This window comes from Allobranchiibius sp. CTAmp26 (assembly GCF_017565405.1).
GTDB lineage: Bacteria > Actinomycetota > Actinomycetes > Actinomycetales > Dermatophilaceae > Allobranchiibius.
Genome location: NZ_JAGEKR010000002.1, coordinates 33,284 through 51,401, shown reverse-complemented (window position 1 = coordinate 51,401; position 18,118 = coordinate 33,284). Strand labels below are relative to the sequence as shown.

At 70.0% G+C, this 18,118-nt stretch carries 19 protein-coding genes; 12 read left to right on the top strand and 7 right to left on the bottom strand.

All coding sequences use genetic code 11. The features are described from left to right. The first annotated feature begins 108 nt into the window (after nt 1-108). Complete coding sequence (locus J4030_RS01720; protein ID WP_208047471.1) at nt 109-816, top strand: response regulator transcription factor; 708 nt, start codon at nt 109-111, stop codon at nt 814-816. Nucleotides 817-874: 58 nt separating this feature from the next. On the opposite strand, the gene J4030_RS01715 is transcribed toward J4030_RS01720, so the two are convergent. Together J4030_RS01715 and J4030_RS01710 are read right to left on the bottom strand one after the other, a co-directional pair. Then, nucleotides 875-1,141 (bottom strand): metal-sensitive transcriptional regulator, encoded by a 267-nt coding sequence (locus J4030_RS01715; protein WP_243762728.1) that lies wholly within the window; start codon nt 1,139-1,141, stop codon nt 875-877. Nucleotides 1,142-1,183: 42 nt separating this feature from the next. Continuing rightward, nucleotides 1,184-1,588, bottom strand: a complete 405-nt coding sequence (locus J4030_RS01710) for a DUF302 domain-containing protein (RefSeq protein WP_208047470.1) — start codon at nt 1,586-1,588, stop codon at nt 1,184-1,186. Nucleotides 1,589-1,812: 224 nt separating this feature from the next. Here J4030_RS01710 and J4030_RS01705 point away from each other — a divergent pair, with 224 nt between their 5' ends. Together J4030_RS01705 and J4030_RS01700 are read left to right on the top strand one after the other, a co-directional pair. Continuing rightward, nucleotides 1,813-1,986, top strand: a complete 174-nt coding sequence (locus J4030_RS01705) for a hypothetical protein (protein WP_208047469.1) — start codon at nt 1,813-1,815, stop codon at nt 1,984-1,986. Between the two features lie 33 nt (nt 1,987-2,019). Continuing rightward, nucleotides 2,020-4,254 (top strand): MMPL family transporter, encoded by a 2,235-nt coding sequence (locus tag J4030_RS01700; protein WP_307864512.1) that lies wholly within the window; start codon nt 2,020-2,022, stop codon nt 4,252-4,254. 37 nt (nt 4,255-4,291) lie between these two features. On the opposite strand, the gene J4030_RS01695 is transcribed toward J4030_RS01700, so the two are convergent. Beyond that, nucleotides 4,292-4,657: a metalloregulator ArsR/SmtB family transcription factor gene (locus J4030_RS01695; protein WP_208047468.1), complete on the bottom strand. Its 366-nt coding sequence runs from the start codon at nt 4,655-4,657 to the stop codon at nt 4,292-4,294. Nucleotides 4,658-4,754: 97 nt separating this feature from the next. Here J4030_RS01695 and J4030_RS01690 point away from each other — a divergent pair, with 97 nt between their 5' ends. Beyond that, nucleotides 4,755-5,783: a cation diffusion facilitator family transporter gene (locus tag J4030_RS01690; RefSeq protein ID WP_208047467.1), complete on the top strand. Its 1,029-nt coding sequence runs from the start codon at nt 4,755-4,757 to the stop codon at nt 5,781-5,783. A gap of 283 nt (nt 5,784-6,066) precedes the next feature. Beyond that, on the top strand, nt 6,067-7,389 hold the full coding sequence (locus tag J4030_RS01685) for a multicopper oxidase family protein (protein ID WP_243762727.1): 1,323 nt from the start codon (nt 6,067-6,069) through the stop codon (nt 7,387-7,389). A gap of 27 nt (nt 7,390-7,416) precedes the next feature. Here the strand turns inward: J4030_RS01685 and J4030_RS01680 are convergent, their stop codons facing one another. From J4030_RS01680 to J4030_RS01670, 3 genes are read right to left on the bottom strand one after another with little or no spacing between them, the layout of a single operon-like run. Further along, on the bottom strand, nt 7,417-7,629 hold the full coding sequence (locus tag J4030_RS01680; RefSeq protein WP_208047465.1) for a hypothetical protein: 213 nt from the start codon (nt 7,627-7,629) through the stop codon (nt 7,417-7,419). 1 nt (nt 7,630) lies between these two features. Then, nucleotides 7,631-8,398, bottom strand: a complete 768-nt coding sequence (locus J4030_RS01675; RefSeq protein WP_208047464.1) for a hypothetical protein — start codon at nt 8,396-8,398, stop codon at nt 7,631-7,633. Nucleotides 8,399-8,456: 58 nt separating this feature from the next. Next, on the bottom strand, nt 8,457-9,113 hold the full coding sequence (locus J4030_RS01670) for a phosphatase PAP2 family protein (protein ID WP_208047463.1): 657 nt from the start codon (nt 9,111-9,113) through the stop codon (nt 8,457-8,459). Nucleotides 9,114-9,229: 116 nt separating this feature from the next. On the opposite strand from J4030_RS01670, the gene J4030_RS01665 reads away from it, so the two are divergent. The 4 genes from J4030_RS01665 to J4030_RS01650 all read left to right on the top strand — a co-directional run bounded on the left by J4030_RS01665 (nt 9,230) and on the right by J4030_RS01650 (nt 12,132). After that, entirely contained in the window at nt 9,230-9,628 is a 399-nt protein-coding gene (locus tag J4030_RS01665) for a BlaI/MecI/CopY family transcriptional regulator (RefSeq protein ID WP_208047462.1), read from the top strand. Beyond that, nucleotides 9,625-10,620 carry a M48 family metalloprotease gene (locus tag J4030_RS18410; protein ID WP_208047461.1) on the top strand — a complete coding sequence of 332 codons (996 nt, stop codon included), beginning with the start codon at nt 9,625-9,627 and terminating at the stop codon, nt 10,618-10,620. The genes J4030_RS01665 and J4030_RS18410 overlap by 4 nt, the downstream gene beginning before the upstream one ends. Before the next feature lie 128 nt (nt 10,621-10,748). Next, the gene (locus tag J4030_RS01655; RefSeq protein WP_208047460.1) at nt 10,749-11,414 is read left to right on the top strand and encodes an SDR family NAD(P)-dependent oxidoreductase; all 666 of its coding nucleotides are present in this window, start codon (nt 10,749-10,751) and stop codon (nt 11,412-11,414) included. 106 nt (nt 11,415-11,520) lie between these two features. Then, nucleotides 11,521-12,132, top strand: a complete 612-nt coding sequence (locus J4030_RS01650) for a flavodoxin family protein (RefSeq protein WP_208047459.1) — start codon at nt 11,521-11,523, stop codon at nt 12,130-12,132. A gap of 66 nt (nt 12,133-12,198) precedes the next feature. On the opposite strand, the gene J4030_RS01645 is transcribed toward J4030_RS01650, so the two are convergent. After that, nucleotides 12,199-13,335, bottom strand: a complete 1,137-nt coding sequence (locus tag J4030_RS01645) for a glutathione-independent formaldehyde dehydrogenase (protein WP_243762726.1) — start codon at nt 13,333-13,335, stop codon at nt 12,199-12,201. A gap of 538 nt (nt 13,336-13,873) precedes the next feature. On the opposite strand from J4030_RS01645, the gene mshD reads away from it, so the two are divergent. From mshD to J4030_RS01625, 3 genes are read left to right on the top strand one after another with little or no spacing between them, the layout of a single operon-like run. Further along, nucleotides 13,874-14,794: a mycothiol synthase gene (mshD, locus tag J4030_RS01635; protein ID WP_208047457.1), complete on the top strand. Its 921-nt coding sequence runs from the start codon at nt 13,874-13,876 to the stop codon at nt 14,792-14,794. Nucleotides 14,795-14,844: 50 nt separating this feature from the next. Further along, nucleotides 14,845-17,157 carry an RNA degradosome polyphosphate kinase gene (locus tag J4030_RS01630; RefSeq protein WP_208047456.1) on the top strand — a complete coding sequence of 771 codons (2,313 nt, stop codon included), beginning with the start codon at nt 14,845-14,847 and terminating at the stop codon, nt 17,155-17,157. After that, complete coding sequence (locus J4030_RS01625; protein ID WP_208047455.1) at nt 17,154-18,086, top strand: NUDIX hydrolase; 933 nt, start codon at nt 17,154-17,156, stop codon at nt 18,084-18,086. The genes J4030_RS01630 and J4030_RS01625 overlap by 4 nt, the downstream gene beginning before the upstream one ends. Nucleotides 18,087-18,118: the final 32 nt, after the last annotated feature.

Sequence of the window (18,118 nt, the reverse complement as noted above, 5' to 3'; positions counted from 1 at the left end):
GTTCGGCCAGGATCCCACGCCCCGAGCCGCCTCCGCGCGGTGTGGCACGCGTCACGCCCGGCCGTTCCGGCCCGTCGCCCTGCCTGCGGCATCGTATTCTTGAGCAGCATGGCACGCCTGTTGCTCCTCACCGACGCTCGCGGCGCGAGTGTCGAGGTGCTTCCGGCCCTCGGTCTGCTCGGCCACCGGGTGCGTGTGCTCCCCACCGAACCGCAGGCGCTGGTCGACCCGCCGGAGTGCGATGTCGTGCTCCTGGACGCCCGGCGCGACCTGGCCAATGCGCGCGGCCTGACGCGCGTGCTGCGAACGACGGGCCTCTCCACGCCGCTCATCGCCATCTTCACCGAGGGTGGTTTGACGGCGCTCACCAGCGAGTGGCAGCTGGACGACGTCCTGCTGGAATCGGCGGGGCCGGCCGAGGTGGAGGCCCGGATCCGGCTGGCCATGACGAGGACGACGCCGCAGACCGAGGACGAGCCGACCCGCATCTCTGCCGGCGAGCTGACCATCGACGAGGACGCGTACTCCGCCCGGATCCGCACCCGGGCGCTCGACCTGACCTACAAGGAGTTCGAGCTGCTCAAGCACCTGGCGCAGCATCCCGGCCGAGTCTTCACGCGTGCCCAGCTGCTGCAGGAGGTGTGGGGGTACGACTACTTCGGCGGCACCCGCACCGTCGACGTGCACGTCCGCCGGCTGCGCGCGAAGCTCGGCCCGGACAACGAGTCGCTGATCGGGACGGTGCGCAACGTCGGCTACCGCTTCGTGGGCGTCCACGAGATGCGCGCGCCGGAAGAGCAGACCGCTCCGGCCTAGTAGCCGCTGCCGGGCGAGCTCGTCACGACGCCGGCCCGCGCGCCGCGTGTGCGAGGAGTCAGGACAGTGTGAGGAAGAGCTTCTCCATGGTGGCTTGATCCTCGGCACTGATTCCGTCGGGCGAGGTGAGGCACTCCCGCATGCCGGAGGACACGATCGCGAACCCGGCGCGATCGAGGGCTCGGTTGACGGCCGCCAACTGGGTGACGACGTCCCGGCAGTCGCGACCGTCCTCGATGAGGCGGATGACGCCTCCCAGCTGCCCTTGCGCTCGGCGCAGTCGGTTGAGGACGGGTGTCATGTCGTCGGAGGGGAGAGTGACCATGGGTGGGTGTCCTTTACGGGCTCGGAGTCAGTGGCTGATGGGTCAGGACGCGGTGGGTCCGGTCAACGAGGCGAGGGCCCGGGTGAGCCTGCCACGAGCGTCGGCGGCAACGTCCGCCAGCCGAGCGTTACCCGTCAGGGTCACCATGACGTCCGGATCCATGGCCTCGACGGCGGTTCGCCGCTCGTCGATCGAGCGGACGACGACGTTGCACGGCAGGAGAAGTCCGATGGACGGCTCGGCCTGAACGGCGGCGTACGCCAGCGGCGGGCGACAGGCACCCAGAATGACCTGCGGCTCGATGTCGGCGCCGATCTTGGTCTTGAGGGTGCCGGCGAGGTCGATCTCGGTGAGGACCCCGAAACCCTGGTCGGCAAGGGCCTCACGGGTCGCCTGGACCGCGTCGCCGAACGGCCGGTCGATGGTCGTGCTGAGGGTGTAGCTCATGAGAGTCCTCTTTCGTGTCGCGCCGGAGCCGTGGGTCGAATACCCACTGGGGTATGCAACGACGGGGCCGGCCGCACCATTCCTGCCGCCCCCACTCCCGCCGCGTGACGTAGACCACCGACAGATCCGCCTCGTCATGGAATACCCCTAGGGGTATGTACTCTTGTATCTCTCGATACCCCCCAGGGTATCGATTCATCCCCGTTACCCACAAGGAGCTCCTCATGTGCCGACCCGCCACCTGCAAGGCCTGCGGCAAGACCACCTGGGCCGGCTGCGGACATCACGTCGACCAGGTCATGGCCGGCGTCCCCCGCGCCGACCGCTGCCCCGGCCACCCCGCCGGCGCCACCGCGCCTCAGGTATCCCTCCTGCGCCGGCTCCGTGGCCGCAACTGACCCACGCCCGACCACACCGCGAAAGAGACCGACGTGACTTCCATCAGCCGGGCCACAACGCCCCACCACTCGACCCCATCCCCCGCTACCACCGACGGCGAACAACCTGACAAGAGACGTCATACCGGTCTGGCGCGCCTCGGAGCCTGGGCAGGGTCGCACCTCGGCGCGGTCCTAGTCCTGTGGCTGATCGCGCTGGCCCTCTTCGGGGCCTTCGCACCCAAGGTCGAGTCGGCCCTGTCCGGAGCGGGATGGCAGGACAGCGGTAGCCAGTCCGTCCAAGCGCGCCAGGTCATCCAGCGCAACTTCCACGGTATGGGTGCGACTGCCTTGCAGGTCGTCATCCACGACGGCACCGGGCCGATCGCCAAGGACCCCCATGCGCAGAAGCTCGTCTCCCAGGTCGAGGCGCTGCTCAAGGCCGACCCACGGGTGAGTACGGTCCTCGGCCCGCAACCGGGGTCGTCACTGTCGCGCGACGGCGCGACGGCGATCGTTCAGGCGGGCGCCGCAGCGGACGCGAACACGATGGTCCGCGCCGCGGACGATCTGACTGCGCCGCTGGCGCACCTGGCCACTCCCACCGTGTCGGTCGACCTCACCGGCGACAGCGCCCTGTGGTCGGACTTCAACAAGGTCAACCACGCCGCCATGATCAAGTCCGAGGTCCTGTCCTGGCCGGTCACCATGATCGTCCTGGTCCTCGCGTTCGGCGGCCTCGTGGCCGCCGGACTGCCACTGATGCTCACCATGGTCGGGCTGCTCACCGCCGCCGGCGCGCTGGTCATCTCCACCCACATCGCGCCCGTCAGCGTGTGGGCCCTGAACTTCGCGATGATGTTCGCCCTCGCGCTCGGGATCGACTACGCCCTGTTCCTGGTCGTACGGTTCCGATCTGCACTGCGCCACCGGTCCGCCGCACCCGGAGACCGACAAGCCGCGGTCGACGCGATCGCCGAGACCATGGGCACCGCCGGCAAGGCCGTCGCATTCTCCGGGATCACCGTGCTGGTCTCCCTGTCCACCGTGCTGCTGGTGCCCAGCCCCGCGTTCCGTTCGATGGCCCTGGGCATCATGCTCGCCGTCATCGCCGTCCTGGCTGCCACGCTCACCCTGCTACCCGCCGTCCTGGGCACACTGGGCACCAAGATCGACGCCGGCCGCGTACGACTGCCCGGCACTCTCCGCCGCACCGCCCGTCACGCCGCCACCGGTCGACGAGGAATGGAACTGGTGATGCACCGCTGGGGCGCCCTGCTGCACCGTCACCCTTGGGCCACCGGCACCATGGCGTTGGCGGTCCTGGCGATCCTCGCCGCCCCGGTCGCGGGGCTGCGCACCGGGATGCCCTCGATCGCGATCATCCCCGCCGATCAGTCCGCGCGCGCCGGCTACCAGCAGGTCACCACGGCGTTCGGGCCGGGCGCACCCGGCATGCTCCAGGTCGTCACCCCCACCACCGAGGCCACGGCCACCCGAGCCGCCCTGTCCAAGGATCCCGGCGTCGCGGCGACACTGCCCGGGGGCCAGCACAACGGATGGACCATGGTGATGACCGTCCCCACCACCGACGCGTCCGCGAAGGCCACCGGCACCACCATCGATCGGCTTCGCACCGAACTGCCCCGCGGCACCCTGATCGGGGGTGCCGCCGCGGAGAACCACGACCTGGAGAAGGTGCTGTCCTCGCGCACTCCTCTCGTCTTCGGCCTGCTGATCGGGCTCGGCTTCCTGCTCCTGCTCATCGCGCTGGGCAGTCCCCTGGTCGCGTTCGTCGGCACGGTCACCAACCTCGCCTCGATCGCCGCGGCGTTCGGCGTCGGCAAGCTGATCTTCGCTGACGGCCACCTGTCCGGTCTGCTCGGATTCCAACCCCAGGGGTTCGTCGACGCGTGGGCGCCACTCTTCTTCGGCGCGATGCTCACCGGGGTCGCGATGGACTACACGCTCTTCCTGCTCTCCGCGGCTCGGGAGCACTACGACGCCACCGGCGACCCCCAGCACGCGATGCGAGAAGCGCTCCGCACCTCGGGGCGGGTGGTCGTCGCTGCGGCCGGGGTCATGGTCGCGGTCTTCATGACGTTCGCGTTGTCCGGGCCGCTGGCGCCCAAGGAGATGGGCATCATCCTCGCGGTCGCGGTCTTCCTGGACGCGCTGTGCATCCGGCTCATCCTGCTGCCGGTCGTCCTGCGGCTGACCGGCCGCGCGGCCTGGCATACCCCCGCCTGGCTGGCCCGGGTCCTGCCGAACGTCCGGTTCTCCCACTAGGGGGGCAGCGGCGACGTCAGCGGCGACGTCTCGGCCGTCAGTCGGTGCCGAGCTGGTTGCTCAACCCCAGGCGCAGGTGCTCGGTGTGGTCCAGGGCCTGGTCCAACAGCTCGGCCACGTGCCCGTCGTACAGGGCGTAGATCACCGAGCGACCCTGGCGGGTGCTGACGACCAGTCCGAGCGTGCGCAGCAGCCGCAGCTGGTGAGAGCACGCCGACTGCTCCATCCCGACCGCCGCCGCCAGCTCGGTCACCGGCAACGGGCCCTCGCGCAGGCAGTCCAGGATCAGCAGCCGCGACGGCGTCGCGAGGGCCTGCAGGGTCTGCGCGACGGCCGTCGCGGTCGAAGCACTCAGCCGACCGACCGCCGCCTCCGACGCACGAGGCGCCCCTGCATGACCCATGGGGCGAAGCATATTCGAGGAACGTATGAATTTATGTTCATGTATTCCTGATACCGTGACGGCCGGTTCGACGACGGTAACGGGAGCAGCGAGACAGATGGCCACACGATCACCGCAGCTCGATGATCACCGCCCTCATGAGCATCGGCACGACCATGACCACGACGGGTCGGGATGGGGGCGGATCCGGCATGCCGTCTCAGAGGTCTTCGGCGCCCACGCGCACGACAGCGCCGACCAGATCGACGACACCCTGGAGGCCAATGCCGAAGGCAGGCGTGCGCTCGTGATCTCGTTCCTGCTGCTCGCACTCACGGCCCTCGTCCAGGGCGCGATCGTCGTGCTCAGCGGCTCGGTCGCCCTGCTCGGGGACACGCTGCACAACATCGTGGACGCGCTCACCGCGGTCCCGCTGCTGATCGCCTTCCGCCTCGGGACCAGGGCGGCCACCAAACGCTTCACCTACGGCTACGGCCGCGCCGAGGATCTCGCCGGGGTGTTCGTGGTCGCGATGATCACGCTCTCCAGTGTGCTGGCGGCGTACGAGGCGATCCGACGGCTGCTGCATCCCCAGGAGGTGACCCACCTGTGGGCGGTCGCCGGTGCCGCGATCATCGGGTTCGCCGGCAACGAGGTCGTCGCCCGCTACCGGATCGGCGTCGGGCGCAGGATCGGCTCGGCCGCACTGGTCGCCGACGGGTTGCACGCTCGCACCGACGGTTTCACCTCGCTCGCCGTGCTCCTGGGCGCCGCCGGAGTCGCGCTCGGCTGGCGTGCCGCGGACCCCATCGTCGGGCTGCTCATCACCGTCGGCATCCTGGGCGTCCTGCGCTCGGCGATCCGGCAGGTCGGCGACCGGCTGATGGACGCCGTCGACCCCGACCTCGTCGACCACGCCACCGCGGCCGCCCTTGCCGTCCCGGGCGTCGAGGACGTCCGTGAGTTGCGGATCCGATGGATCGGACACACCCTGCGCACGGAAGTCGACGTCTCGATCGCACCGGAGCTCAGCCAGGCCGAGGCGCACGACCTGGCACACCACGTCGAGACCCGACTCGTGGCCCAGGTACGCCGGCTGACGGCTGCGACCGTCCACACCAGCCCCGCGGGCTCGCACCGCGCCTGAGACGAGCCATTCTCCGGCATACCCCATAGGGGTATACCGTATGAGCGTGAATAAGCCTGTGACGACAAGGAACGTGACCCGCCGGTCACTGTTCACGCTGGCCGCGGCTGCGGGCGTGGGCGTCGTCGGCGCGTGTTCGAACGACGCGGCGACGACCCGTACGGCGGCGTCCCCGAGCTCCCCTGTGAGACGCGTCGGCCCCACGGATCCACTGGTGCGACGGACGGAAGCAGGGCGGCCGGGAAGTGGGCGCACGATCGGCGCCGCGCTGAACGCGACCGCGATGAGCACACGGATCGGGGGCGCCCCGGTGCAGACCTGGGGCTACAACCGGGGACTGCCCGGCCCGCTGCTGCGCTCCCGGGTAGGAGACACCCTGGCCGTCGCGCAGCACAACGGCCTGCCCGAGGCGACCTCGATGCACTTCCACGGGCTGGCGCTGCGCAACGACATGGACGGCGTCCCTGCCCTGACGCAGGCCGCGACCGCGCCCGGTGCGGCGTTCACCGCGACGTTCAAGACCGCGCACCCGGGCACCTACTGGTACCACTCGCACATGGAACTCCAGCGCGACCGCGCGCTGTACGGGCCGTTGATCGTCGACGACCCGCACGAGCCGCTCCCCTACGACGCGGAGTGGGTGGTCCTGCTCGACGACTGGCTGGACGGGATCGACGGTCGCACGCCGGCGATCCAGGCGGCCACGCTGTCCAAGGGCATGGGCTCGACGGGCTCGGGCAGGTCCGGGATGTCGGGGATGTCGGGGATGAGTGGCGGCGGTTCGTCGACGGCCAGCCCGTTCCTCGGCAGCGACGGAGGGGACGTGAACTATCCGCTCCACCTGGTCAACGGTCGGGACCCGCTGGATCCGGAAGTGTTCCGGGCCAAGGCCGGGCAGCGGGTCCGCATCCGGCTGATCAACTCCGCCGGTGACACCGCGTACCGGGTCGGCATTCCGGGGGTCCGGCTGACCGTGACGCACACCGACGGCTTTCCGGTGGTGCACCAGGAGGTGGACGCCCTCGTCCTCGGGATGGGTGAGCGGTTCGACGTGCTGGTCACCGTGCCGGATCATCCCGTGCCGTTGACGGTGCTGGCGGAAGGGAAGACCGGCCGGACTTTCGCGATCCTGGATGCCGGCCGCGGCCGCCGCCCGACCGCCGCGAGCGTGCCGACCCGACTGGGCGGGAAGGTGATCGGGGCGAGGATGACGGCCGCCGACCCCTCAGTGCGGCTGGCGCCCAAGGAGGCGGACGTGACGCACACGCTCGCGATGACCGGCTCCATGTCGAGGTACGACTGGGGCATCAACGGCCGCCGGTACGACGAGTCCGACCCGTTCGCGTCCGCCGTCGATATCCGGGCCGGCCACCGGGTGCGCCTGGATTTCGCGAACCGCACGATGATGTGGCATCCGATGCACCTGCACGGGCACACCTTCCAGGTCGGGGCCACCGGGCCCCGCAAGGACACGGTCGTGGTCAAGCCGATGGAGACCGTCAGCGTCTTCTTCGACGCTGACAACCCTGGGCAGTGGCTGACGCACTGTCACAACGCCTACCACGCAGCCCGCGGGATGATGGCCGTCGTCTCCTACGTGCAGTGAACGGAATCCGCGGCGGCGAGGGTGAGCTCAGCCTCGCGGGGTGCGGCGAATCAGCCGGATGATGCTGACCGGCAGCGCGACCAGGACGAAGGCCGGCAGCAACCACCAGGCCGGGGCTGCGGTGGCGTGCGCAAGCAGATATGTCCCGTCCAGGCCGAGGACGACGAGAGCGGCCACGAGCCAGTCGTCGCCGATGACGAATTCCCAGCAGAACCGCCCGAAACCGACGATCCAGCGCATCTCAGACCGCCCCCGTGGCGCCCGCGTCGCGCGACGCCGGTCCGGGCTGCCAGCGACGGAATGCCTGGACGTGTGCCCAGGTGACGACCGCCGTGAGGGGAACGATGACGAGCAGTGCGGCGTCGCCGCCGGGCCAGCGCGCGCCGGCTCCCTCGGCCCCCCAGAAGGTGCCGAACGACACGAGCATCACGCCGACGACCAGCTTCATCGCGTTCTCAGGCACCCGTGCCAGAGGTGCGCGCACCGCGAAACCCGTTGCCGCCACGACGAGTACGGCGGCCAGTGCGGCCACTGCAGCCAACGGGACGTCGTGCTGGTTGCTGCCGAAGGTGAGCGCGATGAAGACGACCTCGAGCCCCTCGAGCAGGACCCCCTTGAACGCCAGGGTGAAGGCGAACCAGTCACCGACCAGCGGCCGTCGATCCGGGTCGGCGGCACGAGCCGCCGCGACCGCGCGCTGGTAGGCCGCGTCCTCGTCCCGCATGGCCTTCTGCCCGCTCGCGCGCAGGATCGCCTTCCTCAGCCAGCCGATCCCGAAGATCAGGAGTAGACCTCCGACCAGCAGTCTGAGCGCGGTCAACGGGATTGCGCTGACCGCGGGCCCGAGCACCGCGACCAGGACCGCGAGGACGGCGATCGCGGCACCGACTCCCGTCAGTGCCGAGCGCCGGTCGCGTGACGTCCCGGCCGCCAGCGTGATCGTCAACGCCTCGACCGCCTCCACGGCACACGCCAGGAAGACGGCGAGGAACAGTGCGGTGCCGGTCATCGGGCTCCTCGACTCATGCGGACTGGTCGACTCCTATCGTGCCGCTGCTCCGGTGCTCTCAAGCCCGGTACGCGCGCGACGCGGACGCTCTCGGATCGGTGGCGGGCGTCGTACCGGCCTGGACGCGCGGGCCGAAGACGTTGCGCAGTCCCGGCAGGACGCGGATCCGGTGCACTGTCGCAACCAGGATGCGGCGCACGAGGATCCACCCGAGGACTGCCACGGCAGCGCCCAGGATCAGACCAGCGAGGACGTCGAGGGGATAGTGCGCACCGATGTATACCCGGCTGGCCGCCAGCACGAGCGCCGCGAGGAGCGCGAACAGGCCGAGCTTGCGGCTCGCGAGCAGGATCCCGACGGCGGCCGCACCGGCCATCGTGGCGTGGTCGGACGGGAAGCCCGGATCGGTGCTGCGCGAGGCCAGGACCAGGATGTGGGGATGGGTCGCGTACGGGCGCGCTTCGTGGACCAGGTGCACGATCGGCTGGTTGACCGCGACGGCGAGCAGGGTGGCCACGCACGCCCACCCTGCCTTGGCCAGTCGCGCGTCGTCGGCGGATCTGGCCGCCCACAGACCGATCAACAACAGGACCGCGAAGAGCAGGACGCCGTACTTCGCGAACGCCTCGATCGATCCGTGCAGCCAGGGTGTCCGCTGAGCGATCCGGTTGACCCACAGGAAGAGATCCAAGTTGCTGCCGGTGTCCAGAGCCATCGGTGGGTGATTCCTTCGATCATGGTGCGGCCCGAGATTGCATCGTGCCTGCCGATACCGCATCGTGTGGTTGTTGCAGAATGCGAATAGTACTACTCGATGAATAGTAGGTCGGAATGCGGCGCCAGCCGGGTGCACTGGAACGGGAGGTCGTCGCGGCCATCGCCGCCGCGGGCGAGGAGTTGACGACCCCCCAGATCCACGCGGCACTCGCCCGCCCGCTGGCCTACACGACCGTGATGACGACGCTGGCCCGGCTGTGCGACAAGGGCGTGCTGCGCCGCGCTCCGGCGGGACGCACCTACCGGTACGGCCTGGTCGAGTCGACCGCCACCATGGGCGCGGCACTGGCAGCACACCAGATGCGGCGCCTGATGGACTCGCATGAGGACCGGTCGGCGGTGATGTCCCGATTCATCGGTGACCTGAGCGCCGACGACGCGCGCCTCCTCGCCCAGCTCCTGACCGAAGCCACCGGGGCTCCGCAGGCCGACGAGCCGGGCGGGCAGCCGTGACCGTCAGCGCACTGATCGCCTGCCTCGGAGCGGGCATCGCCCTGGCCGTGGCCGCACCCGTCCTGGTGCGCTCGATGAGGCCGGCGTCGGCGACGATGCTGCTCACCGCCGGCGCCCTCGCGGTGAGTGCCTGCGCCGGGTTCATCGCCTGCATCCTGGGCTTCGAGACGGTCGCGGGCATTCCGTTCATCGCTGCCGCCGGCGGCTGGAGCGTGCGCCAGCTGCACGGTTCGAACCCGGCACCCTGGGCGGGCCTCCTGGCCGGCGCTGTCGTGTCGGTCCTGCTCATCCGGTCGCTCACGACGTTCGTCGGCCAGGGCCGTTCGCTGTGGCGCTCGGCGGCTGCGTGCCGGCAGATGCCGAACGTCGCCGGGCTGGTCATCACCGATGACGCCGAATCACCCCACGCGCTGGCCGGATTTCCGGGACGGGTCGTGGTGGGCGCACCGGTGCTGGCGGCCCTCGGCCCGGGGCACCGGCGGGCGCTGATCGCCCACGAGCAGGCGCACCTCGTCGCCCGGCATCACGTCTACCTTCAGCTGGTGGAGGTCGCGACGGCGGCCAACCCGATCCTGCGCCCGGTGCGGCGGGCGGTGCGCCTCTCGACGGAACGGTGGGCCGACGAGATGGCCGCCGATCAGACCGGTGACCGGCGCGTCGTCGCCGGTGCCATCGTCGCCGCGGCCACCAGCGTCACCTCGGCGGAGGCGACGACCACCCGGCTCGCCTCTGCCGAGGACGCCGTGGCCTACCGGGTGCGGGTGCTGCTGCAGCCGCGACGCCGTACCCGCCTGCCCGCCGCGGTGCTCGGCGCCTTGCTGGTCATCGTCCCGGCCGGCGCGGCGGCCGTCGCCGCCCACACGGCCGAGGGCGCCTTCGAACGCGCTCACGCTCAGCTCGCCCACGCGCACCCTCCGCAGGTCAGAGGGGTGCACCGCTCGATCGCGGCAGGCGACCCGGCCGGCAGCAGGTCGCACACTGCGGCTCAGTAGCCTGGCGACGTCCCACGAGTTCGAGTCGGGACCAAACCGGCGCGTTGATCGATCCGCTGCCGCAGCACGATCAAGTGACAGCCATCGGCGGCGCCGCACTCCGTACAGATCTTCCGACAGGAGCTGACATGACCACGATCGCGATCATCGGAGCAGGCAAGGGCCTGGGCGCCGCCGTCGCTCGCCGGTTCGGCGAGGAAGGGTTCGCGGTCGGCCTGATCTCGCGGCACCGCGGACGAGTAGACGCCCTGGCGGCCGAGCTACAGGACGACGGCGTGCAGGCTGCTGGCTTCGTGGCCGATGTCCGCGACCCGGCGTCCATCGCGGCGGCACTGGAGCAGGTCACCGAGACCCTCGGCCCGATCGAGGTCCTGCAGTACAGCCCTCTGCCGCAGAAGGACTTCATGCGCCCGGTGCTGGAGACGACCCCGGCCGACCTCGTCGGCCCGATCGAGTTCTCGATCTACGGACCCGTCGCCGCCGTGCACCAGGTCGTCCCCGGGATGCGCTTCCTCGGCAAGAACCGCGGCACGATCCTGTTCGTCAACGGCGGATCGGCCGTCACCCCGGGTCGCAACGTCACGGGCACCTCGGTCGCGTTCGCCGGACAGGCGGCGTACGCGCAGCTGCTGAACGAGGTGCTCGGTGAGGAGGGCATCCAGGTCTCCCAGCTGATCATCGGCGGTCAGATCATCGCCGGCGACAAGGAGAAGAGCCCTGAGGTACTCGCCCAGCACCTGTGGGAACTGCACTCCGAACGCAAGGAGTTCCGCCGGCAGATCAGCGCCGACTGACCCCGTCGAGCAGCCCCTGCGCGGAACGCCCACCGTGTGACAGCCTGCGAAGAGAGCGATCGTCCCGCCATCTCGTGCGGGACCGCTCCCATTCGGAGGAGACCTCATGGCAGATCCCACGATCAGTGCCGTCGCGCTGGTGTGCACGCTCAACTCGAGCCCGACCGCATCGAGCAGTGAACTGCTCGCGCGTCAGGTGCTCGAGGCGATGCCCGGTGTCGCGAGCAGTGTCGTCAGGGTCGTCGACCACGACGTGCGGCCCGGGGTCGAACTCGACATGGGTGAAGGCGACGCGTGGCCGACGATCCGCCGACAGGTGATCGACGCCGACATCCTGGTCCTGGCCACGCCGACCTGGATGGGTCAGCCCAGCAGTGTCTGTCAGCGCGTGCTGGAGCGCCTGGACGCGGAACTGTCCGAGACCGACGATCACGGTCGCCCACAGACCTTCGGGAAGGTCGGCGTGGCGGTCGTGGTGGGCAACGAGGACGGCGCTCACCACATCAGCGGCATCATCTACCAGTGCCTGAACGACGTCGGGTTCACGATCCCGGCCCAAGGCGTGAGCTACTGGAACGGCGAGGCCATGCACAGCACCGACTACAAGGACCTCGACAGCGTCCCGGAGACGACGGCGGCCACCACCAAGGTCGCCGGGGCCAACGCGGTGCACCTGGCGAGACTGCTCAAGACGCAGGGGTACCCGGCGACCGACTGAGCGCGCTCCGGCGTACCGAACGAACGCCGGCCGGACACCCCGCGGGTGTCCGGCCGGCGTCGCCGTTCAGGGGTGCAGCAGGACCTTGGTCCACCCGTCGAGCCGGTCGTCGAAGTTCTTGTAGCCCTCGGCGGCCTGGTCGAGGTTCAACTCGTGCGACACGATCAGACCCGGGGTCAGCTTGTCCCGGTGGATCAGGTTGCGCAGCTGCCGGTTGTACTGCTTGGTGTTGCACTGGCCGGTGCCCATCGACTGGCCCTTGAAGAAGAACGTGCCGAAGTCGAAGCCGAACTTGCCCTCCTTGGCCAGATCGTCCTTCGCCTCGGGGTCCTCGGGCACGAACACACCCACGACTCCGATCCGCCCGGTGGGCCGGACCGCCTGGATCAGGCTGTTGATGGTGATGCCCGGCCGTTCCTGACCCTCGTGGTCGTGCGCCTGGTAGCCGACGGCCTCCACGCCCTTGTCGGCGCCCTCGCCGCGGGTGGCGTCCAGGATCTGCTGCACCGCATCGCCCTTGCTGTCATCGATCGGCGTCGCATCCACCTGCTCGACCAGCTTCAGACGGTCCGGCTGACGGTCGACCACGAAGACCTGGTCGGCGCCCCGCAGTCGCGCCGAGATCGCCGCCATCAGACCCACCGGGCCGGCGCCCCAGATCACCACGGACTCGCCGATCCCGACCTGCGCCAGTTCGGTTCCGTGGTAACCGGTCGGCAGGATGTCGGAGAGCATGACGTAGTCCTTCTCCTTCTCCCGGGCGTCCTCGGGGAGCACGAGCGCGTTCCAGTCGGCGTACGGCACCCGCAGCAACTCCGCCTGACCGCCGTTGTACGGACCCATGTCGGCATATCCGTACGCCGCGCCGGCGGAACCGGGGTTGGTCGTGAGACAGAAACCGGTGCGACCCGCCTCGCAGTTCTTGCAGAAGCCGCAGCCGATGTTGAACGGCAGGCAGACCATGTCGCCGACCTTGACCCGGTCGACGCCCGGGCCGACCTCGATGACCTCGCCCATGTTCTCGTGGCCGAGGACCTTGCCCTCCTCCACGTCGGTGCGGCCCTCGTACATGTGCAGGTCGCTCCCGCAGATGTTCGTGGTGGTGATCTTGATCAGAGCATCCGTCGGCTTCTCGATCGTCGCGTCCGGGACCTCGTCGACGGAGACGTTCTTCGGACCGTGGTAGACCAATGCGCGCATCATGCGTCCTTTGCTTGAAGGCGTCCACGACAGGTCGCGGACGGGCTGAGCTGCTGTTGTCGACCCGTGGGCCGGCCGTTCCAGTACCGAGGTGGGGGATCTACCACTCCCTCGATCCGGCGGATCGGATCCGGGAACCCCATACGCCGATCCGCTCGCTGCCGCTGGCCTCGGAGCACTCGACCTGCACGACGCAGGATCGGCACCGATGTGCTGCTGCCTCCCGGTCGTCGACGTTGTTACTCGTCCACAGGGACGGATCGGTCTCACACGGGACATGTCCATCGGCCGAGCGCACGACGCGGAGGGCGTCGTGCAGACGGCGCTGGCTGTCGCTTGCGTCCTTCGGTGGGATCCATTTCATGCGCCTGTCTCCCTCTCACCGAGTTCGCCCAGGTCGACCTGGGACGTCTCGTGCGGGATACCCATCGAGCGCACACGTGAATCACTCACCGATCGACTCGCACAGGCCCCTGGCGGTGTCCGATCCGATCGCGCACCGCCGTCGACGAACGGACGGGCGTCTGGTGGAATCGCCGGTATGACGCTCACCGCCGAGCAGGTCCGTGCCCAGCTGCCCGATCTCGCACGCGCCGCCGAGGACGCCGACGGCGTGGCCCCCCTGTCCGAGCAGACCTTGCTGACCGCCCGGCGCGGGCAGGCCTCCGATGACACGACGAGTGCACGGGGCACAGAGGGCACAGACGAGGGCGAGCCCGCGATGGTGTGGCACGACGTCGACGGTGAACTGATCGCGATCGCGATTTCCGACGCGAGTCGCACGTCGTACGAGTTGGTCGTCCACCCCGCGCACCGGCGCCACGGTTACGGCGCCAGCCTGCTGGATCTGGTCGTCAACGAACACAGTCCGGGCGCCCGGGTCTGGGCGCACGGCGACCTGCCGGCCGCCCGGTCCCTGGCCACCAGCCACGGGCTGCGCGTGGTGCGCGAGCTGTGGATGATGGCCCGACCCGTGCTGGGTGAGCCCGCGATCGCGGAGCCGTCCCTGCCGACGGGGTTCGCGTCCCGGCACCTCGTACCGGGCGCGGACGACGAGGCGTGGCTCGCGGTCAACGCACGCGCGTTCGCCCACCACCCCGAGCAGGGCCGGATGACCCTGGCGGACCTGCAGGAGCGTATGCAACAGGACTGGTTCGACCCTCGCGGCCTGCTGCTCATCGAGGACGTCAGCGGCCAGGATCCCGTTCTGGCGGCGTCGCACTGGACCAAGATCGAGCCGCCCGGTGCCGCGGAGGGCGAGGTGTACGTCGTCGCCGTCGACCCGGCGTACCAGGGTCTCGGCCTCGGCCGCGCGGTCACGGCGCTCGGTCTGGCGCATCTCGCGGCGGCAGGTGTGCGCACCATCGACCTGTACGTCGAGGGCGACAACGCGCCCGCGATCGCGACCTACCGCGGCTGGGGGTTCGAGAAGGCCAGCGCGGATGTGATGTACACGCTGTAGCCATGGATTGACCGGTGTCCAGGCGTTCCCGACCGTGGGAGGATCGCGCCATGGAATCCCAGTCCGGAGCCACGTCCCACCGCATCGACGAGAAGACCGCCGAGAACGACCGGACGGAGGACATCGACCATTCGACGTCCAGCGACGCGAATCTGGTGCGTCTGGCGCGGCGTTCGGCGGGCGCTCATGCCCGCGCGCGCGGTGCGAACGGTCGCTTCGTACGCGTCGCGCCCGAGCTGAAGTTCGACCCCCAGGACGAGGAGCTGCCCGACGACCGGTTCCTGGACCGGGAGATCTCTTGGATGCAGTTCAACGAACGCGTCCTGCAACTCGCGGCCGACCCGGCCGTGCCCCTGCTCGAGCGGACCCGGTACCTCGCGATCTTCGCCAGCAACCTCGACGAGTTCTTCATGGTGCGGGTGGCCGGCCTCAAACGCCGCATCGCCACCGGCCTCGCCGTACGCTCCGCCTCCGGCCTGGAGCCCCGCGAGGTGCTCGACGAGATCTCGCACGCCGCGCACAAGCTGATGCACGTGCACGCCCAGCTGTTCCAGAAGCAGATCCGGCCGGCCGTGCAGGACGAGGGCATCCGGATCCTGCGGCCCGCGGAGCTCACCGACGCCGACCGCACCCACCTCGGCGACCTGTTCCAGTCGCGGATCTACCCGGTGCTGACGCCGCTGGCCGTCGACCCGGCGCACCCGTTCCCCTACATCTCCGGACTGTCGCTCAACCTCGCGGTGATCCTGATCAACCCCAAGACCGAGCGCGAGCACTTCGCCCGCGTGAAGGTGCCGCCGCTGCTGCCGCGGTTGATCGAACTCGAGCCCGACGAGGGGGAGGATCCCCTCTTCAACACCCGGTTCGTGGCCATCGAGGACGTCATCGCCGAGCACCTGGGGGCGCTCTTCCCGGGGATGGAGGTGCGCGAGCACTTCACCTTCCGGGTCACGCGCAACGAGGACCTCGAGGTCGAGGAGGACGACGCCGAGAGTCTGCTGACCGCGCTGGAACGAGAGCTCACCCGCCGCCGGTTCGGGCCCCCGATCCGCCTCGAGGTCGCCGACGACATGGACGACCACGTGATGGACCTGCTCGTCCGCGAACTCGGCGTGCACGAGCGCGAGGTCTACCGGTTGCCCGAACCGCTGGACCTGCGCGGACTGAACGCGGTCGCCGACCTGGACCGGTCCGAGCTGCGCTGGCCCGCGTTCGTGGCGATGGTCCACCCGGATCTGGCACCGATCGAGCGGTCCACCCAGTCCGACGTCCTGGAGGCGATGCGCGGCGGCGACATCCTGCTGCACCACCCCTACGACTCGTTCTCGACCTCCGTGCAGGCGTTCATCGAGCAGGCCGCGGCCGATCCCCACGTGCTCGCGATCAAGCAGACCCTCTACCGCACGTCCGGCGACTCCCCCATCATCGACGCCCTGATCGAGGCTGCCGAGACCGGCAAGCAGGTGCTGGCCGTGGTGGAGCTCAAGGCACGCTTCGACGAGGAGAACAACATCACCTGGGCCCGCAAGCTGGAGCGCGCGGGCGTGCACGTGGTCTACGGGATGGTCGGGCTGAAGACGCACGCCAAGCTGTGCCTCGTCGTACGCCAGGAGGGTGAGTCGATGCGGCGCTACTGCCACGTCGGCACCGGCAACTACAACCCGAAGACGGCGCGGCTCTACGAGGACCTGGGGATCCTCACCTGCGATCCCGAGGTCGGGGAGGACCTGTCCCGGTTGTTCAACCAGCTCTCCGGGATGGCGCCGCGCGCCAAGTTCCGCCGGCTGCTGGTCGCACCGCGTTCGGTGCGCACCGGCCTGGTCGAGCGGATGAGCAAGGTCGCCGAGGCCGCGCGCGGGGGTAAGGACGCCCGCATCCAGATCAAGGTCAACTCCCTCGTCGACGAGCAGATCATCGACGCCTGCTACCGCGCGTCCCAGGCGGGCGCCAAGGTCGACATCTGGGTCCGCGGCATCTGCGCCCTGCGACCGGGCATCGAGGGCCTGTCGGAGAACATCAAGGTGCGCTCGGTGCTCGGGCGCTTCCTGGAGCACTCCCGCGTCTTCCGCTTCCAGGTCGAGGGCGAGGACGACGTCATCTTCATCGGCAGCGCCGACATGATGCACCGCAACCTGGACCGGCGCGTCGAGGCGTTGGTGCGCATCACCGCACCGCGCCATGTCGCGACCCTCGGCAACCTGCTCGACCTCGGTGTCTCGGACGAGACCTCGTCGTGGGCGTTGCACGGAGACGGCCGGTGGGAGCGTCACAACCTCGACGAGCACGGGGTGCCCCTGAGCGACCTGCAGCAGCACCTGATCGATACCTACGCCAAGCGCCGCAAGAAGGCGCGGCGTCGGTGACCGCCCCGGGCGGTGGGCAACCAGCTGCGGGTGCGCTCGTATGGCGTCGCAAGAGTGGGGTGCTCCAGGTCGCCTTGGTGCACCGACCGCGGTACGACGACTGGTCCTGGCCCAAGGGCAAGCTCGACCCCGGTGAGTGCTGGGCCGGCGCGGCCGCCCGGGAGGTCCTGGAGGAGACGGGGCTGCAACCGCGCCTCGGCGTGCCCCTTCCCCGCGCCGTCTACGGCCTGCGTGACGGCAGTCTCAAGGAGGTGCGCTACTGGGCGGCCCAGGTCGTCGGAGGGTCGGGAGACCTGGAGAACGAGATCGACCAGATCGAGTGGCTCACCCCGCCCCAGGCGCGGGCGCGGCTGACCTACGCGCGGGACTCCCTGCAGTTGCAGGCGCTGCTCGACGCGGACCGACGCGGCGCCCTGCGGACCTGGGCACTGGTGCTCGTCCGGCACAGCGACGCGGTGTCACGGTCCTCATGGAACGACTCCGACACGGATCGCCCCCTCAGCCAGGCGGGCAGGAAGCGTGCCGATTCCCTGACGGCGGCGCTCGGCGCGTACGGCGTGCGCCGCCTGGTGACCTCCCCGTCGGCCCGGTGCGTGGCGACCGTCGCGCCGTACGCCCGCGCGCAGCACCTGCAGCTCCGGGAGAAGCGCGGGCTCTCCGAGGAGGTCTTCGCCACCGAACCGGAGCGCGCCGTGCGGCACGTGGAACGTGCGCTGGACCGCGGCGAGTTCACCGCGCTGTGCACCCACCGGCCGGTCCTTCCGGCCCTGCTCCGACGGCTGGCCGAGCAGGCGACCCCCGGTGCGGCCTGCACCGCGCTGCTCGAACGGGCCCGCGACGGGCTGGAGAAGGGTGAGGCTCTCATCTGTCAGATGGTCGACGTGGGCGACGCGGCCCGGGTCGTGTCGGTGGAGCGCAACCGGCCCTGACCGGCGTACCGACTCCCGCTCGACACTTTCGC

Coding starts and splice junctions, on each gene's coding strand:
- J4030_RS01720 (WP_208047471.1), top strand. CDS start 109: ATGGCACGCCTGTTGCTCCTCACCGACGCTCGCGGCGCGAGTGTCGAG.
- J4030_RS01715 (WP_243762728.1), bottom strand. CDS start 1,141: ATGGTCACTCTCCCCTCCGACGACATGACACCCGTCCTCAACCGACTG.
- J4030_RS01710 (WP_208047470.1), bottom strand. CDS start 1,588: ATGAGCTACACCCTCAGCACGACCATCGACCGGCCGTTCGGCGACGCG.
- J4030_RS01705 (WP_208047469.1), top strand. CDS start 1,813: ATGTGCCGACCCGCCACCTGCAAGGCCTGCGGCAAGACCACCTGGGCC.
- J4030_RS01695 (WP_208047468.1), bottom strand. CDS start 4,657: ATGGGTCATGCAGGGGCGCCTCGTGCGTCGGAGGCGGCGGTCGGTCGG.
- J4030_RS01690 (WP_208047467.1), top strand. CDS start 4,755: ATGGCCACACGATCACCGCAGCTCGATGATCACCGCCCTCATGAGCAT.
- J4030_RS01685 (WP_243762727.1), top strand. CDS start 6,067: ATGAGCACACGGATCGGGGGCGCCCCGGTGCAGACCTGGGGCTACAAC.
- J4030_RS01680 (WP_208047465.1), bottom strand. CDS start 7,629: ATGCGCTGGATCGTCGGTTTCGGGCGGTTCTGCTGGGAATTCGTCATC.
- J4030_RS01675 (WP_208047464.1), bottom strand. CDS start 8,398: ATGACCGGCACCGCACTGTTCCTCGCCGTCTTCCTGGCGTGTGCCGTG.
- J4030_RS01670 (WP_208047463.1), bottom strand. CDS start 9,113: ATGGCTCTGGACACCGGCAGCAACTTGGATCTCTTCCTGTGGGTCAAC.
- J4030_RS01665 (WP_208047462.1), top strand. CDS start 9,230: ATGCGGCGCCAGCCGGGTGCACTGGAACGGGAGGTCGTCGCGGCCATC.
- J4030_RS01655 (WP_208047460.1), top strand. CDS start 10,749: ATGACCACGATCGCGATCATCGGAGCAGGCAAGGGCCTGGGCGCCGCC.
- J4030_RS01650 (WP_208047459.1), top strand. CDS start 11,521: ATGGCAGATCCCACGATCAGTGCCGTCGCGCTGGTGTGCACGCTCAAC.
- J4030_RS01645 (WP_243762726.1), bottom strand. CDS start 13,335: ATGATGCGCGCATTGGTCTACCACGGTCCGAAGAACGTCTCCGTCGAC.
- mshD (WP_208047457.1), top strand. CDS start 13,874: ATGACGCTCACCGCCGAGCAGGTCCGTGCCCAGCTGCCCGATCTCGCA.
- J4030_RS01630 (WP_208047456.1), top strand. CDS start 14,845: ATGGAATCCCAGTCCGGAGCCACGTCCCACCGCATCGACGAGAAGACC.